Origin of the sequence: Streptomyces netropsis (assembly GCF_014203545.1) — a bacterium.
Lineage (GTDB): Bacteria > Actinomycetota > Actinomycetes > Streptomycetales > Streptomycetaceae > Streptomyces > Streptomyces netropsis.
This window is the reverse complement of record NZ_JACHJG010000016.1, coordinates 92,817-107,522: the sequence shown is the minus strand read 5'-3', so window position 1 is coordinate 107,522 and position 14,706 is coordinate 92,817. Positions and strand designations below refer to the sequence as shown.

The window sequence follows — 14,706 nt, the reverse complement described above, 5'->3', positions numbered from 1 at the left end:
TACGCCCGGACCACCGAGAGGAACCCCCCTCGTGTCTGCCGCCCGCCCCGCCCGCCGCGTCCTCGCGGCCGCCGTCGCCCTCCCCCTGCTGATCGGCGCCCTGGGCGCCTGCGGCTACGGCTCGGAGAAGAAGGACGACAAGAACGACGTCGCCGCCGAGGGCGCGAAGCTCTCGGTCGACACGGTGAAGATCGGCTACTTCCCCAACATCACCCACGCCACCCCGCTGGTCGGCGACCACGAAGGGATCCTCCAGAAGGAACTGGGCGGCACCAAGCTCCGCTCCACGACCTTCAACGCCGGCCCGTCCGAGATCGAGGCCCTCAACGCGGGCTCGATCGACATCGGCTGGATCGGCCCGTCGCCCGCCATCAACGGCTATGTGAAGTCCAAGGGCAAGAGCCTGCGCATCATCTCCGGCTCGGCCTCCGGCGGTGTGAAGCTCGTCGTGAACCCGGACCGGATCTCCTCGCTCGACGACGTCAAGGGCAAGAAGATCGCCACGCCGCAGAAGGGCAACACCCAGGACGTGGCGTTCCTCAACTGGATCGCCGAGAAGGGCTGGAAGGTCGATCCGCAGAGCGGCAAGGGGGACGTGTCCGTCGTCCGCACGGACAACAAGGTGACCCCCGACGCCTTCAAGGCCGGTTCCGTCGACGGTGCCTGGGTGCCGGAGCCGACCGCTTCGAAGCTGGTCGCCGAGGGCGGCAAGGTGCTGCTGGACGAGAGCACGCTGTGGCCGGACAAGAAGTTCGTGATCACCAATGTGATCGTGTCGCAGAAGTTCCTCGACGAGCACCCGGACGTGGTCGAGGCCGTGCTGCGCGGCTCGGTGAAGACCAACGCCTGGATCACGGCGAACCCGGACAAGGCGAAGACCTCCGCCAACGCGGCCCTCAAGGGCCTCACCGGCAAGGAGCTGCCCGCCGAGGTGCTCGACCCGGCGTGGCGGAGCATCGCGGTCACCGACGACCCGCTGGCCTCGACCCTGCAGGCCGAGGCGGACCACGCCGTCAAGGCCGGCCTGTTGGAGAAGCCGGACCTGTCCGGGATCTACGACCTGGCCCCGCTGAACAAGGTCCTCAAGGCCCAGGGCAAGCCGGCGGTCGACGCCGCGAACCTCGGCAAGCGATAGCCCGCGGCCGAAGCGTCTGCCGTCGAGCATCCCGTCAAGCAGCGACCGCCGACCCGTCGGCGCCCAGACCCAGGAGGTGACCGGATGGCCCCGGCACTGTCCACCGAGAAGACCGGCACGGCCGTCGTCCCGCAGGACGCCCCGGCAGCCGTCCGGCTCCACCACGTCCACAAGAGCTTCGGCCGCCCCGGCGCGGCCCAGCCCGTCCTGGACGACATCACCCTCGACGTCCGGCCCGGCGAGTTCGTCTGTCTGCTCGGCGCCTCGGGCTGCGGCAAGTCCACGCTGCTCAACCTGGTCGCCGGGCTGGACCGGCCGACGGCCGGCACGATCGAGGTGCCCGGCGGCAGGCCGGCGCTGATGTTCCAGGAGCACGCGCTCTTCCCCTGGCTGACCGCGGGCCGGAACATCGAGCTCGCCCTGCGGCTGCGCGGGGTGCCGAGGGCCGAGCGGCGGCCGGAGGCGGAGCGGCTGCTGGACCTGGTGCGGCTCGGCGGCTCGTACCGCAAGCGGGTGCACGAGCTGTCCGGCGGGATGCGGCAGCGCGTCGCCCTCGCCCGGGCGCTGGCGCAGGACAGCCAACTGCTGCTGATGGACGAGCCGTTCGCCGCGCTCGACGCCATCACCCGGGACGTGCTGCACCACGAACTGACCCGGATCTGGTCCGAGACGTCGCTGTCGGTGCTGTTCGTGACGCACAACGTCCGCGAAGCGGTCCGGCTCGCCCAGCGCGTGGTGCTGCTGTCCTCGCGCCCGGGCCGGGTGGCCCGGGAGTGGGAGGTCGACATCCCGCAGCCGCGGCGGATCGAGGACGCGGCCGTCGCGGATCTGTCCGTCGAGATAACCGAAGAACTGCGTGGGGAGATCCGCCGCCATGGCCAGCACTGACACCACCGCGAAGGCGAAGCCCGACGGCCACGACCTCGCGGGCCTGGAGGCCGGGCTCGACGCGCTGGACGCGGTCCAGGTCAAGCGGACGCCCTTCACCCAGGTCCTGCTGCACAAGGTCCTGCCGCCCGTGAGCGCCGTCGTCCTCGTGCTCGCCGTCTGGAAGATCCTGGTCCTGGCGGAGGTCACCGACGACTACAAGCTGCCCGACCCCTCCGCCGTCTGGCACAGCCTCACCGAGCTGTGGGTGCAGGGCACCCTGCTCGACATCGTCTGGACCAGCGTCTCGCGCGGTCTGCTGGGCTTCGCCGCCGCCCTGGCCCTCGGCACCCCGCTGGGACTGCTGGTCGCCCGGGTACGGTTCGTACGGGCCGCCCTCGGCCCGATCCTCTCCGGGCTCCAGTCGCTGCCGTCCGTCGCCTGGGTGCCGGCCGCCGTCATCTGGCTCGGCATCACGGACTCCGCGATGTACGCGGTGATCCTGCTGGGCGCGGTGCCGTCCATCGCCAACGGCCTGGTCTCCGGCATCGACCAGGTGCCGCCGCTGTACCTGCGGGCCGGGCGCACCATCGGCGCCACCGGCGCGCGCGGCGCCTGGCACATCCTGCTGCCGGCCGCCCTGCCCGGCTACCTCGCCGGGCTCAAGCAGGGCTGGGCCTTCTCCTGGCGCTCGCTGATGGCCGCCGAACTCATCGCCTCCTCGCCCGATCTGGGCCTGGGGCTCGGCCAGTTCCTGGAGAACTCCCGGACCGACTCCGACATGCCCGGGGTGCTGCTCGGCATCTTCCTCATCCTCTTCGTCGGCATCGCCATCGACCTGATCGTCTTCAGCCCGTTGGAGCGCCGCGTGCTGCGCACCCGCGGCCTGGCGACGCGCTAGGAGTGAGGCGCATGGTTCTGCTGATCGTCGCCCACGGCAGCCGTGACCCCCGCCACGCGGCGACGGTGACGACGCTCCGGGACCAACTGGCAGCGCTGCGCCCGGATCTCCGCGTCGAGGTGGGCTTCCTGGACTTCTGCGCGCCGAGCGTGCCCCGGGTGCTGGAACGCCTGTCGGCGGAGGGCGTACGGGACGTCGTCGCCCTCCCCCTGCTGCTGACCCGTGCCTTCCACGCCAAGGCCGACATCCCGGCCGTCCTGCGCGAGGCGGCGTCCCGGCTGCCGTGGCTGCGGCTGCGCCGGGCCGCCGTCCTCGGCCCTTCCCCCTTGCTGACGGCCGCCTTGGAGCGGCGGCTGTACGAAGCCGGGCTGCGGCCCGGCGACCGGCACCGGACCGGGGTCGTCCTGGCCTCGGCGGGCTCCACCGACCCGGAGGCGAGCGCGGTGATCGCTGACATCGCGCGGGAGTGGCGGCACACCGGTTGGTGCGCCGTGCGACCCGCGTTCGCCTCCGCTTCCCTGCCGCGCACGGAGGACGCCGTCCGTTCCCTGCGCGCGGAGGGCGTCCGCCACATCGCGGTCGCCCCGTACGTCCTCGCCCCGGGCCGCCTGCCGGACCGCATCGCCGCCGGCGCCCGGGAGGCGGGCGCGGACATCCTGGCGGACGTCCTGGGCCCGGCGCCGGAGGTCGTCTCACTCCTGCTGCGACGGTACGAGGAGGCGGCGCGGGCGGCGACCCTCACTCCGACGGTCGGGCTGCCGGCCTGGAGGGAGTGCCCGAGGCACCGCTTGCTCGTTCCACGGTGGAAGCGCACGCTGAGGACATAAGGCACACATCGGACGTATGCCTGGGCACTACGTAGTACCCGCCCGCGAGCACACGCCCACTCGTCCACTCGTCGCGAGCGCGCCGTCCCCCGGCCGGGTCGGCAGGGCCGATCCGAGCCCGACGGCGCCCGAGAGGGGCCCGTCATGTCCAGCGAGTACACCATCCTGCGTGTCCGCGTCACGGCCAAGGATGCCGACACCCTGCGCGCCCTGCTGCGCGACTCCCGTCCCGACGTCGGCGGCCGGGTCCGCCAGAACGAGGACGGCAGTCTCACCATGGACGCCTACGTCTCCCCCGAGCAGGGCGAAGCCCTGGCTCGCGACGGCGTGTATGTCGAGACCGTCGAGGACGCCACCGCCACCGGACGTGCCCGCCAGACCGAGGTAGGCGAAGGAGACCGGTTCGCCCCCGAGGACGCGGTTCCGCAGGGACTCGCCCTCAAGGTGCGGGACAGCTAGGAGGGGCGCCATGCCGTACCTGAACATCACCGAAGTCGAATCCGGCGTGACCAGCCTGGCCGCCGCGTTCCCGACGGCGGACCTCATCGAGCTGCCCGAGCCGACCTTCGAGGGCCGGACCTGCCACGCCCTGCGGATCGGCACGCACCGCCTGGAGCCGAAGCCCGCCGTCGTCCTGATCGGCGGCGCACACGCCCGCGAGTGGGGCAGCTGCGAGATCCTGGTCAACCTCGCCGCCGACCTGTTGCACGCACACACCGGCGGTACGGGCCTTGCCTACGGCGGTACGAGCTTCACCTCCGCCCAGGTACGCACGATCCTGGAGGAGCTCGACGTCATCGTCTTCCCGCTCGTCAACCCGGACGGCCGGCACTACAGCCAGACCGTCGATGCCATGTGGCGGCGGAACCGCAATCCGGCCCAGTCCAGCGGCGATCCGGCCGCGATCGGCGTCGACCTCAACCGCAACTACGACCACCTCTTCGACTACCGGACCGCCTTCCACCCCCTCGCCCCGGTCCGGGTCTCGGACAACCCGGCCGACGCCGACCAGGTCTACCAGGGCCCCGAGCCCTTCTCCGAGCCGGAGACCCGCAATGTGCGCTGGCTGATCGACCACTTCATCCGCACCCGTTGGTTCGTCGACGTCCACAGCTACACCCAGAAGATGCTCTACGTGTGGGGCGACGACCAGAACCAGTCCGTCGACCCGGCCAAGAACTTCCACAACCCCCTCTTCGACGGCAAGCGCGGACTGAAGGACGGCCTGCTCTACGCCGAGTTCATCGAGGAGGACGACGCCGACGACTCCGCCGTGCTCGCCGAGCGGTTCTGCGAGGCCCTCAAGGGCGTACGCGGCAAGGAGTACACCCCCGAGTCGGCCTTCGACCTGTACCCGACCTGCGGAACCAGCGACGACTACGCCTACGCGCGCCACATCCTCTCGGGTCAGGAGGAGGAGAAGATCCTCGCCTTCACGGTCGAGTGGGGAATGGCCTTCTCACCGCCGTGGACAGAGATGGAGAAGATCGTCCTCGATGTCGACGCCGGCCTGGCGCAGTTCTGCCTGACGGCTCGCGCCTAGGGCTGCTTCCTCCGGACCGAGGCCGAAACGGGCAGCCGACACCTCCCCGTCGGTCTCGGCTCGACAACGAGGTGGTCACAACAGTCCTCGCGAGTGGTGATCAACGGCTCCGCCGGTCATAGTGACCACTCACCCATGGTGAGGCAAGCCTCGCCTTACCCGATCGGAGAAGCGTGTCCACCGCCCTGCCCCCCGACCCGTCGGTGCCCCTCCTCCCCCACTCGCGGCGGGCGCCGGGCTGGGCGAGGAGTGCCCGGTGCGCCCGGCCGGTGGGGCTGTACGACTCGTGGTGGACGGTCGCGGGGGCCGCGCTGGCCGTCTGTGCTGCGTGGGGTGTCGCGATCTGGGTCTCGGGGCATCTGCGGGCGGATGCCTCGCTGTACACCGCAGCGCTCTTCGCGCACCTGGCAACACTGGTGCTGGGCTTCGGGGCCGTGCTCGTCGCCGATTACTACGGCCTGTTGTGGCTGACCGGCCGGATGGCGCTGACGGACGCCCTCGACGGTGCGGCCCGGTTGCACACGCCGATCTGGGCCGGCCTGACGGGCCTGGTCGGCAGCGGCATGCTGCTGCACCCGGACACCTCCTCGACGCCCACGCGGGTCAAGCTGGTGATGGTGCTGCTGCTGTCCCTCAACGGACTGCAGGCCGGCCTGCTGAACCGGCGCATGGCCGACCGTCGGCCCACCGAGCAGCCGCCGCGCCGCTTCCTGGCCTGGGGCGCCGGCACTGCCCTGATGTCCCAGGTGTGCTGGTGGGGCGCGGTGATCATCGGTTTCCGCAACAGTCAGCGATAGAGGAAGGCCGCCGACTGCAGCCTGATGGATCCAGCCACCCCTTCCCTCAAGGCACCAGCCCCGCTCCCCCTCGCTCTCGCCCGCGCGCAACCCGCACCAGCACACCCGTTTGATGGCAGTACACGACCCGTTACCGCACATCGGAAAGGGGAACAGTGTGACCGCTGCATCGGATTGGGTTCAGCGCTCGACGGACCGCACGTACTGGGCGTGGGACTCGGACGGTTGGGAGACCAAGAGCCCAGGCTGGCAGGACGTGCCGGGGGCGAAGGTCGGGCTCACGGTCGGCGGATCGATGTCGCCCTCCTACGGGGCGGTCTTCGTGGTGACCTTCAGCGCGGAGACGCTGGTGAGCTCCTCGGACCACAACAGCGTCCTCTTGCTCGACGTGCTGTTCGGCGGCGAGAGCCCGAACCCGGTCAGTGACAACCACCGTTTCTCGTCGGCGGCTTCCTCGGCGGAGTGGTCCTCGCACACCGCGCTGCGGATCATCAGCTTCGAGCCGCAGTTCAACCAGAAGGACGTCACCGCTCAGGTGCGCGTGAGCCCCAGCGACAACATCGGCACCGCCGGACTGCAGAACTGGGCCCTGAAGATCGAGCGCTACAACCTGTGACGGCGTGACAGTACGGCCGTGCGGGGCGTTGGTGCGAGCTTCGAACGACCAGGCCCACGGTGTCGACAGCCGGGCCCGTCTGCCCCACTGCTACCCGGGGGCGATTTCCTCACTGTCGGACTCGCGAAAATCTATGCTGGCTGGAGTAGACATTGGGCAGTGGTGTGGTTATGGTTTCTCTCGTAGCCGAGATCGAGCAAGGCCCGGCAGAGATGAACTGCCAGGCAGCAGTACCCGAAGTTGCAGTGCGCAGGACGGTTCGGTGGTGGAGTCTCGAAGCCAGCGTTGTTTGCAGGACGGCGACGGGGCTGACGACCGGACCGGGGGGCCCGCAGTGATCAGGGGCCGCCGTGAGCAGTACCGCAGTTCACGCAGTAGCAGTACCCGTAAGTGCAGTTCGCAGTGCACAGCAGTGAAGTCAGTGAGCAGCACCTCGGTGAAGGCGTCGGCTGCGGGCGCGCGCACCGGGAGGTTCGGCAGTGGGGTTCCAAGCCAAAGCTGACGCAGGACGGGCGACGGGGCTGGCTGCCGAAGAGCGGCGTTGTCACAGGCCGCAGAGCAGTACGCATCACCAGCAGTACGCAGGAGAGCAGTACCAGCAGTAGGTAAGTGAGTAATCCCAGAGGGAAGAACGGAGGAGCCAGGCGCCATCAGGATCGCCCGGACGGAAGACTTGAGTCCGGGTACCGCAGGACATCGATAGTGAGGTGGTCTCCGGTCAGGCAACCGCGATCCCCGCACCCCCGACAGCATTCCGGTCGGGTCCGCGGACACAGAAGGCCGACGCAGTAAGGTCGGCAGATGGTGTTGTAGTTCCTTCGGGGCCCTGGTGCCATACGGCACCAGGGCCCCTCCACGCGTTCCACAGAGAGGTGCAAATGACAGCAGATGACTCGTACGGCCGTCTCGACGACGACGACTACCCCGCCTACACCATGGGCCGGGCAGCCGAGATGCTCGGCACCACCCAGGGTTTCCTCCGCGCCATCGGCGAAGCCCGCCTCATCACCCCGCTCCGCTCCGCGGGCGGCCACCGCCGCTACTCCCGCTACCAGCTGCGCATCGCCGCCCGCGCCCGCGAACTCGTCGACCAGGGCACCCCCATCGAGGCCGCCTGCCGCATCATCATCCTCGAAGACCAGCTCGAGGAAGCCCAGCGCATCAACGCCGAATACCGCCGCGCCGCCGAATCAGCGAACCTCACGGCCACGTCCTGAGACGGCTGAGACCTGCAACTCCCCTGGACACTTCGCGGCTGGTACCCACTGCCCCCACACACCCGGCGACGTCGCGTACGGCCTGCGAATGGTCCACGAGCTCCCGCCTACCGACTGACACGCCTCCGCGCGTGTCGCAGTCATCCGATACACGCCCAATCGGCTGGCGTCGGCGCGCCCTTCACAGCGCTGGTCACTTGATCGGAGCCCATGCGAGGGCGTCACCGCAGCGGCCCGGCTTATGGGCGAGGTCCGACTTACGGAGTACAACGACAGCGGCCCGGCCCAGGCCGTAGCGCACCGCCGAATCCCACCCACGATCGAGGACGGCGATCTCCTCTTCCGCCAGCCCCGCATGCGCTGCGCGCGGAGGTACCGCCACAGTTGGTGGCTAAACGCGCCTTTTCCACAGCCGGCGTCGATCACCACCTGGCCCGGACCCGGCCCCACGAACCTGCGGAACTTGATCAGTTCCTCGGCGCTGATCATCCGGCCGACCCCTTCGCCTGCCATGTGCACCCGGTCCCACTCGGCTGCCGTGCGCGCCGCGTTCATGTCGTCGTCGTCAGTCGGCCGCAGGTAGACCTGGTGAACGCCGTACACGCCAGGCCCGACGATGACCCGCCCATTGCGGTCCGCAACCCTGTCGTGCACCTCGTCGCCAGGCTTCGGGACGTACGAGCGCTCAAGCTCGCGGCCATGGTCGGGGCGCGGCCCCATCTCCGGGACGCGCGGCATGCCGGACATCAGGACACCGCCCCGGGTCGCGGGGCTTGTTCCGCGTAGCGGAGCAGCTCACTGACAAGGGTGGCCAGATAGTTTCGACGCGCGGCTCGACCCCGTCGTCATGGAGGAAGGCTCGTCGGTCATGACGGTGTCCGACAAGCCGCGCGAGGTCTGGAGGTATGCCCGGAAGTTCGATGCCATGCGGGACGGCGCTCTTGCCCCGGCCGAGACGGCCGATTGCCTGCACCGACCAGCAAGAGAGATCTGATGACCACAAACGCCTACCTGGCCCTGGATGTGGCCGACGAGACGTCCTGGTTCAAGTCCTCGTACAGCGGCGACAACAACGGGGGCGGTTGCGTCTCGATTGCGGTGCTGACCAACCAGGTCGGCATCCGCGACTCGAAGCAGGCCAACGGCCCCGCCTTCGTCGTGCCGGCCGCCGCTTGGAGCGCCTTCGTCGACATGGTCCGCTGAGACCTCCAGTTGCCCGATCCAGCGCACAGGCCGGCGGCCCTCTCAGCCCAGAGATGAGGGGCCGCCGACCCGCCGCGTGGCCGAAACGGCGGCTTGACCGCACAGCCGTGCGGGAGCGCCTCCGTCGGCCGCGCTCCCGTACGGCACCCGTCACGCCGACTCCGCCGCCGCCCCGATTCCGAGGGCGACCAGCACACCGCCGGTGGTGCGTTCCAGGTTGCGGTGGACGCGCGGGCGGCGCAGCCAGGTGATCAGGCGGGCGGCGCAGACGGCGACGAGCAGCATCCACAGTCCCGCGATCGCCGCGTCGATGGCGCCGAAGAGCAGGGTCACGCCGAACGCCGAGCTTCCGTGCGGGAGGAACTGCGGGACGACGGCGACGAAGAAGACACCGACCTTCGGGTTCAGCAGACAGCTCAACAGGCCCTGACGGAACGCCTCGACCGTACCGGGGGCGGGCCCCGACGGCTGGTCGGCTTCATCCGTGGTCGCCGTGGTGTCCCGCGCGGCCCGGCGCAGGCGCCGCGGGCGTTGTTGCCACAGGGCCTGCGCGCCGAGGGCGATCAGGTACGCGGCTCCCGCGAGCCGTACCACCGTGAACGCGGCGTCCCACTTCTGCAGGGCCGCGGCCAGGCCGAACGCCGCGGCCACGCCCCACGCGAGGGAGCCGACCGCCGCACCGACGGCGGTGGCGCTTCCGGTGCGCCGGCCACCGCGCAGGCAGTTGCGCAGGACGAGCAGGGTGTCCGGGCCGGGGGCCATGGTCACGAGCAGGGAGAAGAGGGCGAAGCCGAGGATCGCGGTGGTCACGCGGGGCTCCTGTCGTACGAGGGGTGGGCGGAGGGCGGGCTTACGCGGGGCGGTGCCGCGATCAGCTGAAGTCGAGGTCACCGGTGCGGGTGCGCTTCAGTTCGAAGAAGTCGGGGTACGAGGCCAGCGCGCGGGCGCCGTCGAAGATGCGGGCGGCTGTCTCGCCCCGGGGTATCGAGGTGAGGACCGGGCCGAAGAAGGCGACGCCGTCGATGTGCAGGGTCGGGGTGCCGACCTCCTCGCCGACGGGGTCCATGCCCTCGTGGTGGCTCTTGCGCAGCGCGTCGTCGTGATCGCTGGTGTGGGCGGCCCCGGCCAGGTCGACGGGTAGGCCCGCCTCGGCCAGCGCCTCCTTGATCAGGTCACCGTCGATGGCGTTGCCCTGATGGTGGATGCGGGTGCCGAGGGCGGTGTAGAGGTCGCGGAGCACGGACTCGCCGTGCTGCTGAGCGGCGGCCGTGCAGACGCGGACCGGGCCCCAGCCCGTGTCGAGCAGTTCGCGATAGCGCTCGGGGAGGTCTTCGCGGCCTTCGTTGAGTACGGACAGGCTCATGACGCGGAAGCGGAGCTCGATGTCACGCAGTCGCTCGACCTCCAGGATCCAGCGCGAGGTGATCCAGGCGAAGGGGCAGAGGGGGTCGAAGTAGAAGTCGACCTTGACAGTCCCGCCATCCGGGAGGGAAGGGGCGGCGGTTGCGGCGGAAGTCGCGGAAGTCATGGCCGGAGCCTAACGCCGAGTGGTCGACCGTCGCGCCCCCGTGGGGGAGGGGCGCGACGGCCGACCGGGAATTCAACTCACCGACAGCCGATGACGATGTCCGTCACGGTGTCGGCCCGTGCGGTGACTACTCCACGACCTTGAGCAGCTTGTTGGGCGTGCCCGCACTCGGGTTGGAGACCTTGTCCGGGGTGGCGCCCTTGGTCAGCGCACCGGCGACCTGCTCCGGCGTCGCGTCCTTGTGACCGCCGAGGTAGACCGCGGCCGCGCCCGCGACGTGCGGGGTGGCCATGGACGTACCGGAGATGGTCTTGGTACCCGAGTCGCTGTCGTTCCACGCGGACGTGATGTCCGAGCCGGGGGCGTAGAGGTCGACCACGCTCCCGTAGTTGGAGAAGTCGGACTGCTGGTCGTCCTTGGTGGTGGAGGCGACGGTGATCGCCTCCGGGACGCGGGACGGGGAGCCCTGGCCCGCGTCGGTGGACTCGTTGCCCGCGGCGACGGCGAACGTGACGCCGGCGGCGACGGCCCGCTTGACGGCCGCGTCGAGGGCCTCGTCGGCGCCGCCGCCGAGGCTCATGTTGGCGACGGACGGGCCCTTGTGGTTCTTGACGACCCAGTCGATGCCCGCGACGACCTGCTCGGTGCTGCCGGAGCCGTTCGCGTCGAGCACCCGGACGGCCACGATCTTGGCCTTCTTGGCGACACCGTGCGCGCTACCGGCGATGGTGCCCGCGACGTGCGTGCCGTGGCCGTTGCCGTCGTCCGCGTTGTCGTCGTTGTCGATGGCGTCGAAGCCGGACGAGGCGCGCCCGCCGAAGTCCTTGTGGCTGATGCGCACGCCGGTGTCGATGACGTACGCGGTGACGCCCTCACCCGCCCCGTCGGGGTAGGCGTACTTGCCGTCACCCTTGGTGTCGGCCTGGTCGATGCGGTCCAGACCCCAGGAGGGTGGGGCCTCCTGGGTGCCGGTGGCGGTGAAGCGGTGGTTCTGCACGACCTTGGCGACGGACGGGTCGGCGGCGAGCCGCTTCGCCTCCGCCTCGTCCAGGCCGCTGGCGGAGAAGCCGCGCAGCGCCGAGTCGTACGTGCGGTTCAGCTTGCCGCCGTACCGCTTGGCGAGGTCCTTGCCTTCTGCCGTGACGGCCTTGGCGCCGACGGATTCGGCACTCTTTCCGTCCTTCAGCATGACGATGTAGCTGCCGTCGATCGCGCCCTTGGCATTCGCGCCGTAGACGGTTCCTTCGGCGGGAGCGGCACCGGCGGGCAGAGCCAGCAGGGTGGCTCCGGCGGTGACGGCGGTCATGGCGGATATCGCCAGTACGAGACGCCGCTTGCCGACGCGCTTATGGGTTGCCATACGAGGGTTCCTCCTCGTGAGGATGTGGGGGGGAAATTGAGCGTTCATCAAACGTCACCCGGAGCACGGAAGGGATTGCTCCGGGTGACTCGAAACCCTGTCGGATTTACCGTGCTCAATTCAAGATCCACACGAAGGTGTGACATACGCAACGCTCTTGCGTAATTTCAAACCCCGCTGAACGGAGCCAAATTGGACAGTCGATTGACAATCACTGTCAGGTTTTACCTTCGGGACACATTCCAACTAACGCCCGAACGAGGGGACTTCAGAGCAGCGCGCCGCTCACTTGCGCAGTTCCGCCTCGATGAGATCGGCCGCATAGGACGTCCCGCCTTCCGCCGCCAACTCCGCCCGGAGTTCCGCCGAACGGGCCGCCACCGCAGGGTCGTTCACGAGCTCCAGGACCGCCGCGCGCAGCGTCGCCGCGTCGGCCCGCTCCATCGGTACGTGCTTGCCGACGCCCAACTCCTCGATCAGCGCCGCGTTACCGAACTGGTCGACCGCCTGCGGCACGGCGACCATCGGCACCCCGCAGGCCAGGCCCTCCTGCGAGCCGCCCATGCCGGCGTGCGTGATGAAGGCGTCGGCCTTCTGGAGCACCGCCAGCTGCGGAATCCACGAGCGCACCTCGAAGTTGGCCGGGATCGTGCCCAGTTCGCGGACGTCGACCTGCTTGCCGATCTGGAGCAGTACGTGCCAGCCCGGCAGGTCACCGAAGGCCTCGATGCACGCGCGGTAGAAGCCGGGCTGCTTGGTGAAGGTGGAGCCGAGCGAGATGAGCAGAACCTTTTCCGCGTCGGCGGGGCGCTCCCAGTCGCCCTGGTCGGCCCGGTCGCCCTGGCAGGGGCCGGTGAAGGTGTAGACGGACTCGTCGACCCGGTCGGCGTGGGGCTGCATGGCGCGCGGGATGACGGCGAGACAGCGGTCCGGGCGGCCCATGAAGGTGTCGGGGTCGATGTCCATGCCGTTCTCGGCGATCCAGGCGGCGAACCCCTCGTAGAAGGCGATGCCGCGCGGGGTGCGCTTGACCGGGTCCATGACGGCCGCCGCGACCTCGTGCTCGTAGCCCTCCCAGGCGACGAGGTTCGGCGAGAGCTGGACGACCGGCACCTGCCAGCGGTGCCCGAGGACCCGCGCGGGGTAGGCGGTGATGTCGTACAGGACCAGATCCGGCTCGTCGCCCTCGTACGCCGCGATGAGCTGCGGCAACGCCTGGACGGCATCGGCGAGGAACGGCTCCATGTGGTCCATCACCTCGGTGCCCCAGGCGTCGGGGTCGCCGTCGGCCGGGAGGGTCGAGGTGTACATCTTCGGCTCGGCACCGGTGGCGGCGACGCGCTCCGCGAAGGACTCGGGGATGGCGTAGGTGACGCGGTGGCCACGGGCGACGAGTTCGCGGATGACGTCCAGGCTGGGGTTCACGTGCCCGTGGGCCGCGATGCTGAACATGGCGATATGGGCGGGGCGGGGAGTGGTCATGCCCGGAGATTAGACGAGACGATACGTCTCGTGCAAATGATTTAACGTCAGCCTTCCTGCCCGCCCGGTGCCCGCGCGGCTGCCCACCCGGTGCCACCGGGCTCCCGGCCGGAGGGGACAATCTCGGTGATCGGCCAGGTGGCGCCGACACGGCAGGTACGGAGGGTACGAGTGGTGGATCAAGTGGCCTCGACGGATCCGGCGAACGTGCCCTTCACGGAACAACGGGCGCGCGAGCTCCTCTCGGCGGTCGTTCCGGCGGCCGACGCGGAGCTCCTCGCGCTCGGGGAGAACGCGGTCTTCGCCTCCGGGGACCTCGTCGCCAAGGTGGGGCGCGACGCCTCGCTGGTGGACCGGGCCCGTCACGAACTGCGCGTCGCCGCCTGGCTCGCGGAGTGCGGCATCCCGGCGGTGCGGGCGGCCGCACCCGAGGTGCTGCCGGCCGACGGGCACCCGGTGACGCTCTGGCACCGGCTCCCCGCGCCGCCCCGCCCCGCCGGCCCCGCCGACCTCGCCGAACTGCTGCGGCTGATCCACGCACTGCCGGAACCGGACTTCGCGCTGCCGCGGCGCGAACTGCTCGGCGGGGTCGAGCGGTGGCTGCGGCTGGCCGGGGACGCGATCGACCCGGCCGACGCCGCGTATCTGCGGGAGCGGCGGGACGGTTTCGCGGCGGCGGCCGCCGCGCTGACACCACAGCTGCCCCCGGGGCCGATCCACGGCGACGCCTCGCCGCGCAACGTCCACATCGGACCGGACGGACCGGTGCTGGTGGACCTGGAGACGTTCGCCGGGGATCTGCGGGAGCACGACCTGGTGGTGATGGCGCTCAGCCGGGACCGGTACGGGCTGGACCCCGACGCCTACGACACCTTCGTCCGGACCTACGGCTGGGACGTACGGGAGTGGGCGGGCTGCGCGGTGCTGCGTGGGGCGCGGGAGACGGCGAGCTGCGCGTGGGTGGCCCAGCACGCGCCCGGGAACCCGGCGGCGCGCGCCGAGTTCGGCCGCCGGGTCGCGTCCTTGCGGGACGGCGACCCGGCAGTGCGGTGGTACCCCTTCTGACCGGGTCCCCGGCCGGGGACCGCTAGCCCGGGTTCTGCAGGATCCAGACGGTGCCCGTGCCGGGGCGGTACAGGGTCAGATGGTCCTGCCTGCCCGAACCGCCGTAGTCGAAGGCGAACGCCCGGTCGGCCGCCGACCGCAGGTCGTACCCTCCGATGCCCCGGC

At 70.3% G+C, this 14,706-nt stretch carries 15 protein-coding genes and 1 pseudogene; 12 read left to right on the top strand and 4 right to left on the bottom strand.

The genetic code is table 11. The features are described 5' to 3' along the window. Positions 1 to 31: 31 nt before the first annotated feature. From FHS38_RS29975 to FHS38_RS29930, 11 genes and pseudogenes are all read left to right on the top strand, one after another. Complete coding sequence (locus tag FHS38_RS29975; protein WP_184738884.1) at positions 32 to 1,135, top strand: aliphatic sulfonate ABC transporter substrate-binding protein; 1,104 nt, start codon at positions 32 to 34, stop codon at positions 1,133 to 1,135. A gap of 84 nt (positions 1,136 to 1,219) precedes the next feature. Continuing rightward, complete coding sequence (locus FHS38_RS29970) at positions 1,220 to 2,023, top strand: ABC transporter ATP-binding protein (protein WP_184738882.1); 804 nt, start codon at positions 1,220 to 1,222, stop codon at positions 2,021 to 2,023. Beyond that, positions 2,010 to 2,903, top strand: a complete 894-nt coding sequence (locus FHS38_RS29965) for an ABC transporter permease (protein WP_184738880.1) — start codon at positions 2,010 to 2,012, stop codon at positions 2,901 to 2,903. Before FHS38_RS29970 ends, FHS38_RS29965 begins: the two co-directional genes overlap by 14 nt. A 2-nt stretch (positions 2,904 to 2,905) precedes the next feature. After that, positions 2,906 to 3,730: a sirohydrochlorin chelatase gene (locus FHS38_RS29960; protein WP_184738878.1), complete on the top strand. Its 825-nt coding sequence runs from the start codon at positions 2,906 to 2,908 to the stop codon at positions 3,728 to 3,730. Positions 3,731 to 3,874: 144 nt separating this feature from the next. Then, positions 3,875 to 4,189, top strand: coding sequence for a hypothetical protein (locus tag FHS38_RS29955; protein WP_184738876.1), 315 nt, complete (start codon positions 3,875 to 3,877; stop codon positions 4,187 to 4,189). A gap of 10 nt (positions 4,190 to 4,199) precedes the next feature. Further along, positions 4,200 to 5,273 carry a M14 family metallopeptidase gene (locus FHS38_RS29950; RefSeq protein WP_184738874.1) on the top strand — a complete coding sequence of 358 codons (1,074 nt, stop codon included), beginning with the start codon at positions 4,200 to 4,202 and terminating at the stop codon, positions 5,271 to 5,273. Positions 5,274 to 5,446: 173 nt separating this feature from the next. Further along, positions 5,447 to 6,070: a hypothetical protein gene (locus FHS38_RS29945; protein WP_221495517.1), complete on the top strand. Its 624-nt coding sequence runs from the start codon at positions 5,447 to 5,449 to the stop codon at positions 6,068 to 6,070. Positions 6,071 to 6,227: 157 nt separating this feature from the next. Beyond that, positions 6,228 to 6,686 (top strand): hypothetical protein, encoded by a 459-nt coding sequence (locus tag FHS38_RS29940; protein WP_184738872.1) that lies wholly within the window; start codon positions 6,228 to 6,230, stop codon positions 6,684 to 6,686. Between the two features lie 878 nt (positions 6,687 to 7,564). Further along, a complete protein-coding gene (locus FHS38_RS29935; protein ID WP_184738870.1) occupies positions 7,565 to 7,903 on the top strand; it encodes a MerR family transcriptional regulator in 339 nt (112 codons plus the stop codon). Between the two features lie 835 nt (positions 7,904 to 8,738). Then, positions 8,739 to 8,897, top strand: a pseudogene (locus tag FHS38_RS36590) (XRE family transcriptional regulator); the annotation flags it as partial. Beyond that, on the top strand, positions 8,897 to 9,106 hold the full coding sequence (locus tag FHS38_RS29930; protein ID WP_184738868.1) for a DUF397 domain-containing protein: 210 nt from the start codon (positions 8,897 to 8,899) through the stop codon (positions 9,104 to 9,106). The pseudogene FHS38_RS36590 and the gene FHS38_RS29930, both read left to right, overlap by 1 nt. Before the next feature lie 150 nt (positions 9,107 to 9,256). Here the strand turns inward: FHS38_RS29930 and FHS38_RS29925 are convergent, their stop codons facing one another. From FHS38_RS29925 to mgt, 4 genes are all read right to left on the bottom strand, one after another. Then, positions 9,257 to 9,916 (bottom strand): LysE family translocator, encoded by a 660-nt coding sequence (locus FHS38_RS29925; RefSeq protein ID WP_184738866.1) that lies wholly within the window; start codon positions 9,914 to 9,916, stop codon positions 9,257 to 9,259. A 61-nt stretch (positions 9,917 to 9,977) separates the two neighbouring features. Next, positions 9,978 to 10,634, bottom strand: coding sequence for a mycothiol-dependent nitroreductase Rv2466c family protein (locus tag FHS38_RS29920; RefSeq protein WP_184738864.1), 657 nt, complete (start codon positions 10,632 to 10,634; stop codon positions 9,978 to 9,980). 127 nt (positions 10,635 to 10,761) lie between these two features. Next, on the bottom strand, positions 10,762 to 11,994 hold the full coding sequence (locus FHS38_RS29915) for a S8 family peptidase (RefSeq protein WP_184738862.1): 1,233 nt from the start codon (positions 11,992 to 11,994) through the stop codon (positions 10,762 to 10,764). Between the two features lie 285 nt (positions 11,995 to 12,279). After that, positions 12,280 to 13,476 carry a macrolide-inactivating glycosyltransferase gene (gene mgt, locus FHS38_RS29910; RefSeq protein ID WP_184738860.1) on the bottom strand — a complete coding sequence of 399 codons (1,197 nt, stop codon included), beginning with the start codon at positions 13,474 to 13,476 and terminating at the stop codon, positions 12,280 to 12,282. 174 nt (positions 13,477 to 13,650) lie between these two features. Here mgt and FHS38_RS29905 point away from each other — a divergent pair, with 174 nt between their 5' ends. Further along, on the top strand, positions 13,651 to 14,541 hold the full coding sequence (locus FHS38_RS29905; protein ID WP_229822817.1) for a phosphotransferase enzyme family protein: 891 nt from the start codon (positions 13,651 to 13,653) through the stop codon (positions 14,539 to 14,541). The last annotated feature ends 165 nt before the right edge of the window (positions 14,542 to 14,706 follow it).

Coding starts and splice junctions, on each gene's coding strand:
- FHS38_RS29970 (WP_184738882.1), top strand. CDS start 1,220: ATGGCCCCGGCACTGTCCACCGAGAAGACCGGCACGGCCGTCGTCCCG.
- FHS38_RS29965 (WP_184738880.1), top strand. CDS start 2,010: ATGGCCAGCACTGACACCACCGCGAAGGCGAAGCCCGACGGCCACGAC.
- FHS38_RS29955 (WP_184738876.1), top strand. CDS start 3,875: ATGTCCAGCGAGTACACCATCCTGCGTGTCCGCGTCACGGCCAAGGAT.
- FHS38_RS29950 (WP_184738874.1), top strand. CDS start 4,200: ATGCCGTACCTGAACATCACCGAAGTCGAATCCGGCGTGACCAGCCTG.
- FHS38_RS29935 (WP_184738870.1), top strand. CDS start 7,565: ATGACAGCAGATGACTCGTACGGCCGTCTCGACGACGACGACTACCCC.
- FHS38_RS29930 (WP_184738868.1), top strand. CDS start 8,897: ATGACCACAAACGCCTACCTGGCCCTGGATGTGGCCGACGAGACGTCC.
- FHS38_RS29920 (WP_184738864.1), bottom strand. CDS start 10,634: ATGACTTCCGCGACTTCCGCCGCAACCGCCGCCCCTTCCCTCCCGGAT.
- FHS38_RS29915 (WP_184738862.1), bottom strand. CDS start 11,994: ATGGCAACCCATAAGCGCGTCGGCAAGCGGCGTCTCGTACTGGCGATA.
- mgt (WP_184738860.1), bottom strand. CDS start 13,476: ATGACCACTCCCCGCCCCGCCCATATCGCCATGTTCAGCATCGCGGCC.